Source organism: Arthrobacter sp. FW306-07-I (genome assembly GCF_021800405.1).
Lineage (GTDB): Bacteria > Actinomycetota > Actinomycetes > Actinomycetales > Micrococcaceae > Arthrobacter.
The window spans coordinates 3253828-3269693 of the sequence record NZ_CP084550.1 but is presented as its reverse complement, the minus strand read 5'-3'; the positions used below and the strand labels follow the sequence as shown (position 1 = coordinate 3269693).

The window sequence follows — 15866 nt, the reverse complement described above, 5'->3', positions numbered from 1 at the left end:
CATGACTGATACAGCTCTAGCCGGAGCGTCCGCGGATTCGGCTGCCCCCAAGCGCCCCGCACGCCCGTCACGCCCCGCCGCGAAGCCGCACGGCCAGTGGAAAGTGGACGGCAAGACGCCGCTGAACGCCAACGAAACCTGGAAACAGGAAGACGACGGCCTGAACGTCCGCGAGCGTATCGAGACCATTTACGCCAAGGAAGGCTTCGACGCCATCCCCAGCCAGGACCTGCACGGCCGGTTCCGCTGGTGGGGCCTGTACACCCAGCGCAAGCAGGGAATCGACGGCGGCAAGACCGCCACGCTTGAACCGCACGAGCTCGAGGACAAGTACTTCATGCTGCGGGTGAGGATCGACGGCGGCGCGCTCACCACAGAGCAGCTGCGCGTGATCGGCCAGATCTCCGTGGACTTTGCCCGCGACTCTGCCGACCTCACCGACCGCCAGAACATCCAGCTGCATTGGATCCGGGTTGAAGACATTCCGGAAATCTGGAACCGCCTGGAAAGTGTTGGCCTGTCCACCACCGAGGCCTGCGGCGACGTGCCCCGCGTCATCCTGGGTTCGCCCGTCGCCGGCATTGCCAAGGACGAGATCATCGACCCCACCCCGCTCATCGCCGAGCTGGGGGAGCGGTTCATTGGCAACCCGCTGCTGTCCAACCTGCCGCGCAAATACAAGACCGCCATCACCGGCCACCCCAGCCAGGATGTGGTCCACGAGATCAACGACTGCGCATTCGTGGGCATTGAACACCCGGAACTCGGCGTTGGCTACGACCTCTGGGTGGGCGGCGCGCTGTCCACCAACCCCATGCTGGGCAAGCGCCTCGGCGCCTTCGTCCAGCCGGACCAGGCCGCCGACGTGTGGCTGGGCGTCACCAGCATCTTCCGCGACTACGGCTACCGCCGCATGCGCACCAAGGCCCGCCTGAAATTCCTGCTGGCCGACTGGGGTACGGAGAAGTTCCGCCAGGTCCTGGAGGACGAATACCTGGGCTACAAGCTGGCCGACGGCCCCGCCGCGCCCAAGCCTGCAACCCCCGGCGACCACGTGGGCGTGCACGAGCAGAAGGACGGCAAGTTCTTCATCGGTGCCACCCCGATCGCGGGCCGCCTTTCCGGATCCGGCCTGGTCAAGCTCGCGGACACCCTGGAGGCCCGCGGCTCCTACCGGCTGCGCACCACCCCGCACCAGAAGGTCGTGGTCCTGGACGTCGAGAAGGACCAGGTGGAGCCCCTGGTGGCCGAGCTCGACGCCCTGGGCCTCTCCGCCCGCCCGTCCGTGTTCCGCCGCGGCACCATCGCCTGCACCGGCATCGAGTACTGCAAGCTGGCCATCGTCGAGACCAAGTACACGGCCGCTACCGCCGTCGCCGAACTCGAACGCCGGCTGGCGGACCTCGCCGGCTCGGGCCAGCTGCCCGCGGCACTCTCCCTGCACATCAACGGCTGCCCCAACTCCTGCGCCCGCATCCAGACGGCGGACATCGGCCTGAAGGGCATGATGCTGCCAACGCCCGACGGCGACCCCTCCCCGGGCTTCCAGGTCCACCTTGGCGGCGGCCTGGCAAACAACGACCGAGAGGAAGCAGGCCTGGGCCGCACCGTCCGCGGCCTGAAGGTATACGTCGACGACCTGCCCGACTACGTGGAGCGCGTGGTCCGGCGGTTCGTTGCCGACCGCGCCGAAGGCCAGACCTTCGCCGAATGGGCCCACGCAGCAGATGAGGAGGCACTGCAGTAATGGCAAAGCATCTCGCACCCGCACCTGCCAAGCGCCCCACGGAGGAGCTCAACGCACTGGCCGAGGCCGGCGCCGCCGAACTCGGCTGGGATGCCCCTGCGCGCGACGTGATCGCCTGGGTGGAGCGCAACTTCGAACTCCCCGCGGTCGCCGTCGCCTGCTCGATGGCCGACGCCGTCCTGCCGGCCCTGGTCGCGGACCAGATGCCCGGCGTCGACGTCCTGTTCCTGGAGACGGGCTACCACTTCCCGGAAACCTACGCCACGCGGGACGAGGTGGCCGCCAACCTCCGCGTCAACGTGGTGGACGTGCTTCCGGAGACCACTGTGGAGCAGCAGGACCGGCTCCTGGGCAAGGACCTGTTTGCCCGCGATGCCGCCCAGTGCTGCGCCCTCCGCAAAGTGGCGCCCCTGCAGCGCACCCTTGCCGGTTACGAACTCTGGTTTACCGGCGTCCGCCGCGACGAAGCACCCACCCGCACCAACACGCCGCTGGTCAGCTGGGACGAGAAGAACGGCCTGGTCAAGGTCAACCCGATGGCCGCGTGGACGTTCGACCAGCTGGTGCAGTACTCGGACGACAACCTCCTGCCCGTCAACCCGCTGCTTTCCCAGGGTTACCCCTCCATTGGCTGCCAGCCCTGCACCCGCAAGGTGGCGCCCGGCGAAGACCCCCGCGCCGGCCGCTGGGCAGGCTCCGACAAGACAGAATGCGGACTTCACGTATGAGCACTTCACTAACCGAGGAGACCCAGGTGACTGAGTCCGCCGTCTCAACCCGCCTCAGCAGTCTGGACACCCTGGAGTCCGAAGCGATCCACATCATCCGCGAGGTTGTTGCCGAGTTCGAGAAGCCTGCGCTGCTGTTCTCCGGCGGCAAGGACTCCGTGGTGATGCTGCACCTGGCCACCAAGGCGTTCTGGCCAGGCAAGGTTCCGTTCCCCGTGCTGCACGTGGACACCGGCCATAACTTTCCCGAGGTCATCGACTTCCGCGACCGCACCGTTGAACGGCTCGGCCTGAAGCTCGTGGTCGGCTCCGTGCAGGAGTTCATCGACCGCGGCGAACTCGCCGAACGTGCCGACGGCACCCGCAACCCGCTGCAGACCGTCCCGCTGCTGGACGCCATCCAGCAGAACAAGTTCGACGCCGTGTTCGGCGGCGGCCGCCGCGACGAGGACAAGGCCCGCGCCAAGGAACGCATCCTGAGCCTGCGCGACGAGTTCGGCCAGTGGGACCCGCGCAACCAGCGCCCCGAGCTGTGGAACCTGTACAACGGCCGGCACACGGTGGGCCAGCATGTCCGCGCGTTCCCCATCAGCAACTGGACCGAGCTGGACATCTGGCGCTACATCGAGCGCGAGAACATCGAACTGCCCGGCCTGTACTACGCCCACGAGCGCGAGGTCTTCGCCCGCGACGGCATGTGGCGCGCGGTGGGTGAGGTTTCCCAGCCCCGGCTCGATGAGGAAGTCATCACCAAGACTGTCCGCTACCGCACCGTGGGAGACATGTCCTGCACCGGCGCCGTCGAATCCAATGCGTACACCGTGTCCGACGTGGTGGTTGAAGTCGCTGCCTCCACCCTGACCGAACGTGGCGCCACCCGCGCAGATGACCGCATCTCCGAGGCCGCCATGGAAGACCGCAAGAAGGACGGGTACTTCTAATGACCACGGAAACTCTTTTGTCCGGCGCTGCCGGTGGCCTGGAAACCGCCCTGCCCACCACACTCTTCCGGTTTGCCACGGCAGGATCGGTCGACGACGGCAAATCCACCTTAGTGGGCCGCCTTCTCCACGATTCCAAGGCCATCCTGGCTGACCAGCTTGACGCGGTCGCCCGCACCTCGGCGGACCGGGGCTTCGGCGGGGAAAAGGGCGGCATCGACCTGGCCCTGCTGACCGACGGCCTGCGCGCCGAGCGGGAACAGGGCATCACCATCGACGTGGCCTACCGCTACTTCGCCACCGACCAGCGCAGCTTCATCCTGGCCGACTGCCCCGGGCACGTGCAGTACACCAAGAACACCGTGACGGGCGCGTCCACTGCGGATGCCGTCGTCGTACTCATCGACGCCCGCAAGGGCGTGCTGGAGCAAACCCGCCGCCACCTGTCCGTGCTGCAGCTGCTGCGCGTGGCGCACGTGATCGTGGCCGTGAACAAGATCGACCTGGTGGACTTCAGCGAGCAGGTGTTCCGCGAGATTGAGGCCGACGTGCAGCAGGTGGGCCGCGAGCTGGGCCTCGGCTCGGACGGTATTTCCGACCTGCTGGTGATCCCTGTCTCCGCGCTCGACGGCGACAACGTGGTGGAGCGCTCGGAGCGCACCCCCTGGTACACCGGCCCCGCGCTGCTGGAGGTCCTCGAGACCCTCCCGGCCGCCGATGAACTCGAGAGCCACCTGGAAAGCTTCCGCTTCCCGGTGCAGCTGGTGATCCGGCCGCAGGGTGCCCTGGCACCGGACGCCGTGGCCGCCGGGCTGGACGCGGAGGCCTACCGCGACTACCGCGCGTACGCCGGCCAGATCACCGAAGGTTCGGTGAAGGTGGGGGACCAGGTGTCCGTCCTGACGCCCGGCCAGTCCCCGCGGACCACCACCGTGGCGGGCATCGACTTTGCCGGTGCCTCGCTGGAGGAAGCAGCCGCCCCGCAGTCGGTGGCCATCCGCTTGGCGGACGAGTTCGACGTCGCGCGCGGTGACACCATCGCCGCCGCCGGCACCGTCCGCGAAGCCTCCGCCGACCTGTACGCCGCCCTCTGCTGGCTCTCCCCGAAGCCGCTGCGCGAAGGGCAGAAGGTGCTGGTCAAGCACGGAACCCGCACCGTCCAGGCGATGGTCCGCAGCGTGTCCGGCAAGCTGGACCTGTCCACCTTCAAGCTCGAGGGCGCCTCCGGCCTGGAGCTCAACGACATCGGGCACGCCCAGCTGCGCCTCGCCGCACCGCTGCCGCTGGAGAACTACCTGCACCACCGCCGGACCGGCGTGTTCCTGGTCATCGATCCACTGGACGGCAACACGCTGGCCGCGGGCCTGGTCAAGGACCACCCGGGCGACCACGAGGACGAGCGCTACAGCATCTAGTTCGCGCCGGAATCGCCTGAACCCTGCGGGGCCTCCGTATCGTCACGGCGGCCCCGCTGCGTTTCCGGCGATTTCACGTGACTGCGGCATTCCGCACGTTTACCACAAAGGTTGCCGGGGGATGTTCCCTGCCTGTTTGGAGCCGTGGGAAGCTCAGGCATTGCATCAATGCCTGCGACTGCAGGCCATGGCCGGATACTTTGAGGAGGCAGGATGCCAACCAACCAGGAGTGGTACACAAGGGGGAGCGAGCTCGTCACGATCGACTCGCGCGAATGGAACATTGCTCCCCGCCGGGCGCGGTTGCTGGTACTGCTGCCCATCATCCTGTCCGTCGCTGTGGCGGCAACTGTTCCCTTCAAGGAGTTCTATCTCTGGATTGTGGACGAGGACCACCCGATCGAGTGGCTCCAGTTTGCGTGCCTCGTGGCCGCCGCCGTCATTCTGGCGCTGCTCAGCGTCCGCCTGCTGCGGAGACGGCAAGTGGGCATGGCATTGCTTTACGGCGTGGTGGCCCTTGGCGTTGTGTTCCTTGCCGGTGAGGAAATTTCCTGGGGCCAGCGCATCTTCGGATGGGGCACCCCTGAAGAGCTGCAAGAGGTCAACCGCCAGGGTGAGACAAATCTGCACAACCTCCGGGCGGTGCAGGTGCTGGTCCCGTATGCCATGCTCCTGGCAAGCCTGTATGGAACATGCGTTCCGCTTTGGGCGGCGTTCCGGAAACGGTTGAAGCACTCCACGTACAGCCATCTGCTTGTACCCCCGCTCTGTCTCGTGCCCGCCTTCGGGCTGGCTGCGGCTTATCGCCTCTTCCGGCTGGTAATCTGGCCGACCCCCACCTTCGTCATTTCCGAATACGGCGAGGTCATGGAGTTGACCCTGTACTTTGGGCTGATGATGTTCTGCTGGTTCAACCTGCGCAACATGCGGCGGCCCCGGTTGAACCTGACTTTCCAGGATCAGCGACAGCCCGCCCACCGCCGGGCGTAGATGCCCCGTTTCCGCACCGTCCGCTTCCGTAACCCGCGGCCCGTTCGCCAAACCTGACCTTCCAAGGCCGGATCAGGCGAACGAGCCGCGGTTCTGCCGTCTCGTATGGTTGTCAGAGGAGGCGGCAATGGAAACCATCAGTCCGAAACTCTTGAACTGGGCGTCGATCCTGGACGACAAGACCCGCGAACAGGCGGTGATGACGGCGGGCCTGCCGTTCATCTACCCCCACCTGGCGCTGATGCCGGACGCGCACCTGGGCAAGGGCGCCACCGTGGGTTCGGTGATCCCCACACTCCTCGCCATCATCCCGGCCGCGGTGGGAGTCGACATCGGCTGCGGCATGATTGCGGTCCGCACCCAGTACTCGGTAAAGGACCTGCCGAAGGACCGCAAAGGCCTCCGCGAGGACATCGAGCGGGTCATTCCGTTGTCAGCGGGCCACAACAACCGGAAGGTCCTGTCCACTGCTGAGCCACGAATCGCCGAACTGAAGCGGCGGGCCGCCAAGGCAGGGTTCAACCCCGCCCAATACGTGGCCCAATGGGAGCTGCAGCTGGGGTCCCTGGGCTCGGGCAACCACTTCATCGAAGTCTCAGCGGATGAGGACGACGGCGTGTGGCTCTTCCTGCATTCGGGCTCGCGGGGCATCGGCAACAGGATCGCGCAGCACCACATCGGCGTCGCGCAGCACGTGGGCCGCAAGCATCAGATCCGCCTGCCCCACCCGGACCTGGCCTACCTGGACGAGGGGACGCAGCAGTTCGAGCGGTACATTGCCGAGCTGCGGTGGGCCCAGCACTTCGCCCTCCTGAACCGGGAGGAAATGATGGACCGCGTGACTGCCCAGTTCAGCCGCTGGGTGGGAGGCCCCGTGCAGGAACGCGAGCGGATCAACTGCCACCACAACTTCACCCAGCAGGAGACGCACTACGGCAAACCGGTTTGGGTGTCCCGCAAGGGAGCCATCAAAGCCGGCCACGGCGATCCCGGATTGATCCCTGGATCCATGGGGACGGCGTCGTATGTTGTGGAAGGTCGGGGCAACCCTGCATCGCTGAACTCGTCCCCGCATGGGGCCGGGCGGGAATACTCCCGAAACGCCGCCCGAAAGACGTTCACCCTGGAGGAACTGAAACGCGCCATGCGGGGCATCGAGTTCCGCGCGTCGGAGACCTTCATCGACGAAATCCCGGCCGCGTATAAGCCGATCGACCAGGTCATGCAGGACGCCGCGGACCTGGTCACCGTGCGGCACAAACTGCGGCAGCTGGTCAACGTCAAGGGCAACTGAATTTGCGCAGCCCGGGCAACAGCACGGGAAAATGTGACGCCAGATGAACGTGCGTGACCCCCCGTTTCCGCTTCGTTGAACGGGTTTGGGCCACTCCCTATGGTGAAACAATGACTAGTTCCAAGCCCGGGATGACCCGCATCGTGGCAGGCGAAAGCGCGGTCCCCACGCGCAAACGCGCCGTCGAGGCTGCCCTGGCCATCGGGCTGGTCCTGCTGATCGCCGTCGGGGCCATCGTGGCCTCCAACATCTCCCGCAACACCGAGGCACAGGCCGCTGAGCCCACCCCGGCCGCCGAGCTGAAGCTGGGTTACTTCGGGAACGTCACCCATGCCGCAGCGCTGGTGGGTGTCAAGAAGGGACTCCTCGCGGAGGCCCTGGGCAGCACCAAGCTCAGCACCGAGACCTTCAACGCCGGCCCGGCCGCGATCGAGGCCCTGAACGCCGGCGCCATCGATGCCGCCTACATCGGCCCCAATCCGGCCATCAACTCGTTCGCCAAGAGCCAGGGCCAGTCCGTGCGCGTGATTGCCGGAGCCGCGGCCGGTGGTGCGCAGCTGGTGGTTAGGCCGGGGATCAACTCCGCGGCCGACCTCAAAGGGAGGACCTTGGCAACCCCGCAGCTCGGCGGCACCCAGGACGTGGCACTCCGGGCCTGGCTCACCAAGCAGGGCTACAAGACGAACGTGGACGGCAGCGGTGACGTGGCCATCAACCCCACGGACAACGCTCAGACGCTGAAGCTGTTCCAGGACGGAAAGCTCGACGGCGCCTGGTTGCCTGAGCCCTGGGCCTCACGTTTGGTGCTCCAGGCCGGCGCCAAGGTGCTGGTGGATGAAAAAGACCTGTGGGATGGGGCCGGCACCGGCAAGCCCGGCGAGTTTCCCACGACCATCCTGATCGTGAACCAGAGATTCGCTGCTGACCACCCGGACACCGTCAGGGCCCTGCTGAAGGGCAATGCGGACTCGGTGGCATGGCTCAACTCGGCTCCGGCCGATGAGAAGGCCAGCGTCATCAACTCCGCCCTGCAGGAATCCGCCGGGGCAGCGCTGCCCGCTGACGTCCTGGCCCGATCGTTGTCCAACATCACTTTCACCCTCGACCCGCTGGCCGGCAGCTACCCCAAGCTGCTGCAGGACGGCGTGGACGCAGGCACCACCAAAAAGGCCGACATAAACGGCCTCTTCGACCTTCGCGGCCTGAACCAGGTGACCGGCGGCGACAAGATCTCAGCTGCTGGCCTCGGCCAGGACTGACCCACCACTACCTAAGGACGCCACCATGCCAGTCGTACTGGAACACCTGGGCAAGCGCTTCGGCGACGGCGCCCTGGTACTGGACGACGTCAACGCCAACATCAAACAGGGCGAATTCGTTGCCCTCCTTGGTGCCTCCGGCTGCGGCAAATCCACCCTCCTGAACATCATCGCGGGACTCGAAGCGCCGACGTCGGGCGCCCTGGAAGTACCCAGCGACGGCGCCGCCTTCATGTTCCAGGACGCCGCCCTCTTCCCGTGGCTGACTGCCCGGGAGAACATCGAACTGGCCCTGAAGCTGCGCGGCGTGGGCAAGGCCGAGCGGCGCGCCAAGGCCCAGGAGCTCCTTGAACTGGTGCACCTGGGCTCCGCCGGGGATAAGCGCCCGCACGAGCTGTCCGGCGGCATGCGGCAGCGCGTCTCACTGGCCCGCTCCCTGGCCCAGGACCGGCAGCTGCTGCTCATGGATGAGCCGTTCGCCGCCCTCGACGCCATTACCCGGGACCTGCTGCACGACGAACTCGAGCGCATCTGGAAGGAAACCGGGCGCACCATCGTCTTCGTCACCCACAACGTCCGCGAGGCCGTCCGCCTGGGCCAGCGCGTCCTGCTGCTGTCCTCCCGCCCCGGCCGCGTGGTCCAGGAATGGGCCGTCACCGAGGAACACCGAACCGACGCCGGGCTCGCCGGCCAGCTGACCGGGGTCATCACCGCCCGGCTGCGGGAGGAGATTCGCCGCCATGCCAAGTAACCCGACACCCCTCGCGGAAGCACGCACGGAGGCGGCATCCGGTGTTACGGCTGATGCTTCCGAAACCCGTGAGCACGTGCATGCCGCTTTGACCCGGACGTCCACTGGCAAGGAGGACCTCCGGGAACTTGAGTCCGGCCTTGATTCCCTGCAGTCCGACGCCGACCGCAAGCACCGCATCGACTGGAGCCGCATTTTGCTGCCCGTGGCCGCGCTGGTGGTCCTGGTGCTCATCTGGCAGTTCTATGTGTCGCTCGGGGTGAAGCGGCGAGACCTCGTTCCCGGCCCCCTGGACGTCGTGGCCCAGATGGGCGTCCTGTGGAGCGACGGCAAGTTCCAGCAATCCATTTGGACGTCCCTGCAGCGTGGTGTGGTGGGCTTCCTGATTTCGGTGGCCATCGCTACGCCGGTGGGCCTGCTGCTGGCCCAGGTTGCACCGCTACGCCGCGCGTTCGGCCCCCTGATTTCCGGTTTGCAGGTCCTGCCCTCGGTGGCCTGGGTTCCGGCCGCGATCATCTGGTTCGGACTTACTGACGCCACCGTGTACTTCGTGGTGTTCATGGGCGCCATCCCGTCCATCATCAACGGGCTGATCTCGGGCGTGGACCAGATTCCACCGCAGTACCGCAGGGTCGGCACCGTCCTGGGCGCATCCCGGCTCCAGATGGCCCTGCAGGTCATCCTTCCGGCCGCGCTGCCCGGCTACCTCAGCGGCCTGAAGCAGGGATGGGCCTTCTCCTGGCGCTCCCTCATGGCCGCGGAAATCATTGCCGTGGGCGGCACCATCGGCTTCGGCCTGGGTTCCCTGCTGGACCAGGGCCGGGATCTGTCCGACATGACCATCGTCATGGCTGCCATCCTGCTGATCCTCGCGGTCGGCATCCTGATCGAGCTGCTGGTCTTCGGCCCCATCGAGAAGCGGCTCCTGCGCCGCCGCGGCCTCCTGGCCGGCAGCACCCGCTGACCCAACCGCTTCCCAACACAGCCCCTTCCCAACGCACCGCAAGAGCCCGACGGCGAGTCCCGCCGTCGGGCTCTGCTGTTTCCTGCCGCTGCCCGGAACCAAGACGAGGCACTTTGGCACGGACACGCCGGGTCATCAGGCCGTTGCGACGCCGGAGCCCGCCAAAGTGCCCCACCACGGGGCCCGGGGCGGCCCGGAAGAATGGCAGACTGACGGCATGACCGTCAGCTTCGTGTGCCGCACCGAGTCCACGCTGCCCGTGGAACAACTTTTCGACCGGGCACGCAGCATCGACCTGCATCTGGACTCCCAACAAGACGCCGGGGAACGTGCGGTGGCCGGCGTCACCAACGGGCTCATCGGGGAGGACCAGGAGGTGACCTGGCGGGCGAAGCACTTCGGTATTCCGCTCACCATGACCAGCCGGGTCACCCACTTCGATTTCCCACGCAGCTTCACGGACGAGCAGGTGAAGGGCCCCTTCAAGGCTTTCAAGCATGTGCATGAGTTCCAACCAACAGCCGCCGGAAGCATCATGACGGACCGCGTTCAGTTCACCGCCCCGCTGGGTGTCCTGGGCCGCGCCGTCGAGCACCTTATCCTGCGACGCTACCTTGAGCGGCTCATTACCCGCAGGGGCACGTTCCTGGCGCAGCACAGGTAAAAATCCTTTGTGACGCAGCGTTACCTTACGTGAACTGGTGTTGCTCGTCCTTTGTTGGCGTATGTGACGCCGCCCTACCGTTGATTCATGGCAATTCAGGACATTTACCCCACCGCGCTGCGGCTGCTCGGCCGCCCCGTGCTGGTGGTGGGCGGCGGCCCCGTTGCTGCCCGCCGCGCCAAGGGGCTGCTCGACGCCGGTGCCGTTGTCACCGTCGTGGCCCCGGTTGCCTCGCCCGCGCTCCAGGAGATGGCCGACGCCGGCCTGCTCACCTGGGAAGCGCGCCCCTACCTTTCGCAGGACGTCGACGGCGTGTGGTTCGTCCAGACCGCCACCGGCGATCCGGAGGTGGACGCCCAAGTATCGGCCGACGCCGAGGCGCAGCGGGTTTGGTGCGTCAACGCCTCCAACCATGAAGCTTCTGCCGCCTGGACCCCCGCCGTCGCCGTGGTGGACGACGTCAAAATCGCCGTCAACGCCGGGGGAGACCCGCGCCGTGCCATGGCGGTCCGGGACGCCGTTGCCACCGCCCTCGAAACCGGTGACCTGCCGCTGCGCCGCCGCCGCGCGCACCAGGGAAGCGTGGCCCTCGTGGGCGGCGGCCCCGGCGACACCGGGCTCATCACTGTCCGTGGCCGCCGGTTGCTGGGCCAGGCTGACGTCGTGGTGGCTGACCGACTGGGCCCCCGCGAACTGCTGAACGAACTCGCCCCCGACGTCCGTGTCATCGAGGTGGGCAAGACCCCCGGCCATCATCCCGTGCCGCAGGCGGAGATCAACCGCATCCTTGTGGAAGAAGCCTTGAAGGGCCACCGCGTGGTCCGGCTCAAGGGCGGCGACCCGTACGTGCTGGGCCGCGGCGGCGAAGAAGCCGAATACTGCCGGCAGCACGGCGTCGAGGTTGAAGTGGTCTCCGGCGTGACCTCCGCCATCTCGGTACCCGCCGCGGCGGGAATTCCGGTCACGCACCGCGGCCTGGCCAAAGGCTTCAGCGTGGTCACTGGTCACGAGGAACTCTCCGAGATCCCGGCCCGCCCGGACCACACCATCGTCCTGCTGATGGGCGTGGGCCAGCTGCGCGAATCGGCGTCCGCGCTGGGCGAAGCCGGACTGCCGCTGGAGACGCCAGTTGGTATCGTGGAAAACGGCTATTTGCCGGACCAGCGCGTCACCATCGGCACGCTCGGTTCCATCGCCGACCAGGCCCAGGCGGCCGGCGTCGCAAATCCTGCCGTGATTGTCATCGGTGACGTGGTGCGCGTGAGCCCCTTCGCGCCGTCGCACTTCAAAACCGCTGACTACAGCACCACCACCCCGAACAGCCCCCGCAAGACCGCCCTCACCACCTAGCCCCCAAGCCCAACTGACTGGCAGTTGTTGTCGTTATGAGCCCTCAAAACGACAACAACTGCGAGCCAGTTGGGCCGGAACGAAGAAAAGGATCACAGCCGTGTCATCCAGCACCACCGTAGGATCTGCTGAGCGTCCGCTGCGCGTCGCCGTCGTGGGCTCCGGCCCGGCCGGTGTCTACGCCGCCGATATCCTCACCAAGAGCGAAGCCGTCAAGAGCGGCGAGCTGACCGTCAGCATCGACCTCTTTGACCGCTACCCGGCACCCTACGGCCTGATCCGCTATGGCGTGGCGCCGGACCACCCCCGCATCAAGGGCATCGTGAATGCCCTGCACAAGGTGCTGGACCGCGGCGACATCCGCTTCTTCGGCAACGTGGACTACGGCACGGACCTCACCATCGAGGACCTCCGCAAGCACTACGACGCCGTCATCTTCGCCACCGGCGCCATCAAGGACGCGGACCTGAACATCCCCGGCGTCGAGCTGGAGGGCTCCTTCGGCGGCGCCGACTTCGTGTCCTGGTACGACGGGCACCCGGACGTGCCGCGCGAGTGGCCGCTGGAGGCCAAGGAGATCGCGGTCATCGGCAACGGCAACGTGGCCCTGGACGTGGCCCGTGTCCTGTCCAAGCACGCCGACGACCTGCTGGTCACCGAAATCCCGGACAACGTCTACGCCGGCCTGAAGGCGTCCCCCGTCACCGACGTGCACGTCTTCGGCCGCCGCGGCCCGGCCCAGGTCAAGTTCACCCCGCTGGAGCTGCGCGAGCTGTCCCACTCCAAGGACGTGGACATCATCCTGTACCCGGAGGACTTCGAGTTCGACGAGGAATCGGACCGCCAGATCCAGAGCAACAACCAGACCAAGACCATGGTGGGCACGCTCACCAACTGGATCGCCGAGCAGCCCGAGGACCTCTCCGAGCTTAAGGCGTCCCGCCGCCTGCACCTGCACTTCCTGCACAGCCCGGTGGAGATCTACGACGACGCCGAGACCCCCGGCAAGGTAGCCGGCATCAAGTTCGAGCGGACTGAGCTGGACGGCACCGGCAACGCCCGCGGCACCGGCGAGTACGTGGACTACCCGGTGCAGGCCGTGTACCGGGCCATCGGCTACTTCGGTTCGGCCCTGCCGGACGTTGAGTTCGACCACAAGAAGGGCGTGGTCACGAACGACGGCGGCCGCGTCCTGGACGCCGACGGCCAGCACGTGCCGGGTATCTACGCCACGGGCTGGATCAAGCGCGGACCGGTCGGCCTGATCGGCCACACCAAGGGCGACGCCCTGGAGACCGTCACCTACCTGCTCGAAGACCGCGAAAACCTGCCGGTGGCGCAGGCACCCCAGGAGGACGCCGTCGTCGAACTCCTCGATGCCCGCGGCGTGAAGTTCACCAGCTGGGAGGGCTGGCTGGCCCTCGATGCCCACGAACTCGCCCTCGGCGTTGCAGCCACCGAGGCTGGCGGCTCGCACGGTGTTGAGGTCAAGCGTGAGCGCATCAAGGTGGTGCCGCGGGGGGACATGGTTGACATCTCCCGCGACGGCGTGGCCGCTCAGGTCTAGGACGTCAAAGCAAGGAGCCGCGGGACCAATGGTCCCGCGGCTCCTGCGTTTAAGCCTATTAACCGGGCTGCGCCATTCCGCGCCGACTATCTCGAGCGCCTATTTCCCCGCCCCGCCGATCGCCATGAGCTCCAACCGCCGGAGGGTCTCGCGGTTCCGGGCAGAAATCAACGGGTCCCGGAGGAATTTCGGCATCAGCTTGCCGGGCCCGCGGATGGCGTCCTCTGCAATCGTCACCCGGCACTGGTTCCCGCGGTCTTCCAGCGAGATCTCCACCTTGGCCTCGCCCATGGGCCAGCCGCGTGCAACGAGTTCCAGTGAGCGGCCGGGCTGCATGGCCGTGACCCGGGTGCTGTCGTCGATGACCAGTGGCCAGGTCCCTACCGAGTGGTGCAGTTGGGCGCCGGGCTGCGGCCATTCGGCGTCCACGTCCCTGATCCGGGACGCGCCCACCACCCAGCCCGAGTAGAGCCAGCCGTCAGAGATGACGCGCCAGACGTCGGCGGCGGATGCGTTGAACAGCAGCGAGACGGTGGACATGGTGTTCCTTCCGGTTCCGGTAATGCTTTCCTGGAGTGTTGCGGCAGGGTTCGTTGGCTGCGCCCGTTGCTCGGCATGGACGACGGCGGGAGGTGCGGGCCGCCGTGCTGCCCGGTAGGACGGCTTCCGCAGGCGCCGGGTCCATCCGTAGGCCTCGGCCCCCGGCGGCTGGTTCTCCAAGGGATCGAACCGCAACGGGATGTCAGCAGGATCGGCTCCGGCATGCAGCCGCAACTCACCGCACTCCCGCCAGTGTCCGCCCGGGGTGGCCCAGTGCAGCCCCAGCACCCACTCCCCGGACGCCAGCGAACCCGGGGGGAGGCTCCGTGTCCGCAGCCCCAGTAGGACGGGACCGTGTTGGCCCCGGTACGGCATGAGCGTGGTCATGGTGGCTCCGGCGACGTCCAGCCGTGGCATCAGCAGGAACCGGCCCGGCAGGCCCCACCCGGTGGAGGCAAACAGCACGTCAGCCGGACCGCCGGCAGCGTCATCGCCGCCAGCGGACACACCCGCGGGCGAAACCCGGAGGGCCAGGCCCAGGATGTCCGGCAGCGTCTGCGGCAGGCCCACGGACCGCGAGAAGCGGGCCACCACCTGGTCAGTCCCGGGGGAGTCCAGCCAGCTGATGCCGCTGGGCCCGGCCGGGTTCCCCGTCCTGGTGAGTTCCCCGGCCAGGCCGATGCCTTCCGGATGGATGGGCCGGTCAGGCCGCGCGAGTTTGAGGAGCCGGAAAAGGGCAGCAAAGGCCTGCCCGGCACTTCCGGTGACGGCGGAAACTACGCGCAGCTGTTGGGTCATACTTCCTTCCTACCCACAAAGCCCGGGACTACATGCGCCCGAACCGGGCCCGGACCAGGGCGAAAATCCCGTAGGCGATGAACCCGGCACCGATCGCCACCAGCAGGGCGGGCCCGAAGGGGTGGTCCTGCAGCGCCTTGAGGCTGCCGTCCAGCCCGGTTGATTCCTCGGGCCGGTGCTTGGCTGCAGCAATGACGAACAGCAGTCCGGTGAGGTCCAGCGCGATGCCTTTGGCCACGTGGCCCGTGACGCCCAGGCTGTCGATAAGCCTGCCGCGCCGGGTGCCCTCGAAATGGAACAGTTCTTCCTTGAAGCCGCGCCGCAAGCCCTTGACGATGAAGTAGATGCCGACGCCCAGGATGGTCAGGCCAAGAGCCACCAGGAGCCACGGCCCCACAGGGTTGTCCATCAGGCTGGCGCTGAAGTCGCGCGTGTTGTCGCCCGAGTCGCTGCGCTGGCCCAGCGCGAAGCCTGCGAAGGTCAGGCCCACGCTTCCGTAGGCGATGGCCAGGAACCCTGAGGAGACCAGCTTGGCCAGCCGTTCCTTGCGGGGGAGGCTCCTGGCCCGCAAGGTCGCCTCACTGGCCTGCCATAAGGCAAGGCCGAGGCAGGCCACCACGCACCCCCACATGACGATCGGGCCCCCCGGGTTGTCTGCCAGTTGGGCAATGGCGCCGGTGGGTTCGGCCTCTCCCGGATGCCCGAAAGCGATGTCGATGGCGATGGCACCGAGGATGACGTGGAGCAGGGCCATGACGGCAAACCCGGCGCGGGCCAGCACATCCAGCACCTTGTGGTTGGAGGCCTCTTCGACAACGTCCGCTGCCTGCCTAAGCGTGGATTCGCCGTTGGACATCT

The 15866-nt window shown here is 67.1% G+C and carries 14 protein-coding genes; 12 read left to right on the top strand and 2 right to left on the bottom strand.

The features are described from left to right. Nucleotide 1: 1 nt before the first annotated feature. The 12 genes from LFT46_RS15130 to LFT46_RS15075 all read left to right on the top strand — a co-directional run bounded on the left by LFT46_RS15130 (nucleotide 2) and on the right by LFT46_RS15075 (nucleotide 13670). Nucleotides 2-1747 carry a nitrite/sulfite reductase gene (locus tag LFT46_RS15130; protein ID WP_236820241.1) on the top strand — a complete coding sequence of 582 codons (1746 nt, stop codon included), beginning with the start codon at nucleotides 2-4 and terminating at the stop codon, nucleotides 1745-1747. Continuing rightward, on the top strand, nucleotides 1747-2475 hold the full coding sequence (locus tag LFT46_RS15125) for a phosphoadenylyl-sulfate reductase (RefSeq protein ID WP_236820240.1): 729 nt from the start codon (nucleotides 1747-1749) through the stop codon (nucleotides 2473-2475). Before LFT46_RS15130 ends, LFT46_RS15125 begins: the two co-directional genes overlap by 1 nt. Continuing rightward, on the top strand, nucleotides 2472-3416 hold the full coding sequence (gene cysD, locus LFT46_RS15120; protein ID WP_236820239.1) for a sulfate adenylyltransferase subunit CysD: 945 nt from the start codon (nucleotides 2472-2474) through the stop codon (nucleotides 3414-3416). Before LFT46_RS15125 ends, cysD begins: the two co-directional genes overlap by 4 nt. Then, nucleotides 3416-4831, top strand: coding sequence for a sulfate adenylyltransferase subunit 1 (locus LFT46_RS15115; RefSeq protein ID WP_236820238.1), 1416 nt, complete (start codon nucleotides 3416-3418; stop codon nucleotides 4829-4831). The genes cysD and LFT46_RS15115 overlap by 1 nt, the downstream gene beginning before the upstream one ends. 213 nt (nucleotides 4832-5044) lie before the next feature. Next, nucleotides 5045-5821: a hypothetical protein gene (locus LFT46_RS15110; protein ID WP_236820237.1), complete on the top strand. Its 777-nt coding sequence runs from the start codon at nucleotides 5045-5047 to the stop codon at nucleotides 5819-5821. A 127-nt stretch (nucleotides 5822-5948) separates the two neighbouring features. After that, nucleotides 5949-7115, top strand: a complete 1167-nt coding sequence (locus tag LFT46_RS15105; protein ID WP_236820236.1) for an RtcB family protein — start codon at nucleotides 5949-5951, stop codon at nucleotides 7113-7115. Between the two features lie 131 nt (nucleotides 7116-7246). Next, entirely contained in the window at nucleotides 7247-8374 is a 1128-nt protein-coding gene (locus LFT46_RS15100; RefSeq protein WP_236822052.1) for an ABC transporter substrate-binding protein, read from the top strand. Nucleotides 8375-8399: 25 nt separating this feature from the next. After that, on the top strand, nucleotides 8400-9125 hold the full coding sequence (locus LFT46_RS15095; protein ID WP_236820235.1) for an ABC transporter ATP-binding protein: 726 nt from the start codon (nucleotides 8400-8402) through the stop codon (nucleotides 9123-9125). After that, complete coding sequence (locus LFT46_RS15090) at nucleotides 9115-10089, top strand: ABC transporter permease (protein ID WP_236820234.1); 975 nt, start codon at nucleotides 9115-9117, stop codon at nucleotides 10087-10089. Before LFT46_RS15095 ends, LFT46_RS15090 begins: the two co-directional genes overlap by 11 nt. Nucleotides 10090-10306: 217 nt before the next feature. Further along, a complete protein-coding gene (locus LFT46_RS15085) occupies nucleotides 10307-10753 on the top strand; it encodes an SRPBCC family protein (RefSeq protein ID WP_236820233.1) in 447 nt (148 codons plus the stop codon). Between the two features lie 87 nt (nucleotides 10754-10840). Further along, nucleotides 10841-12103, top strand: a complete 1263-nt coding sequence (gene cobA, locus LFT46_RS15080) for a uroporphyrinogen-III C-methyltransferase (RefSeq protein ID WP_236820232.1) — start codon at nucleotides 10841-10843, stop codon at nucleotides 12101-12103. Between the two features lie 100 nt (nucleotides 12104-12203). Beyond that, a complete protein-coding gene (locus tag LFT46_RS15075; protein WP_236820231.1) occupies nucleotides 12204-13670 on the top strand; it encodes an FAD-dependent oxidoreductase in 1467 nt (488 codons plus the stop codon). 99 nt (nucleotides 13671-13769) lie between these two features. Here LFT46_RS15075 and LFT46_RS15070 read toward each other — a convergent pair whose 3' ends face one another. Further along, on the bottom strand, nucleotides 13770-15008 hold the full coding sequence (locus tag LFT46_RS15070; RefSeq protein WP_236820230.1) for an SRPBCC family protein: 1239 nt from the start codon (nucleotides 15006-15008) through the stop codon (nucleotides 13770-13772). 28 nt (nucleotides 15009-15036) lie between these two features. After that, nucleotides 15037-15864: a DUF1206 domain-containing protein gene (locus LFT46_RS15065; RefSeq protein ID WP_236799208.1), complete on the bottom strand. Its 828-nt coding sequence runs from the start codon at nucleotides 15862-15864 to the stop codon at nucleotides 15037-15039. Between the last annotated feature and the right edge of the window lie 2 nt (nucleotides 15865-15866).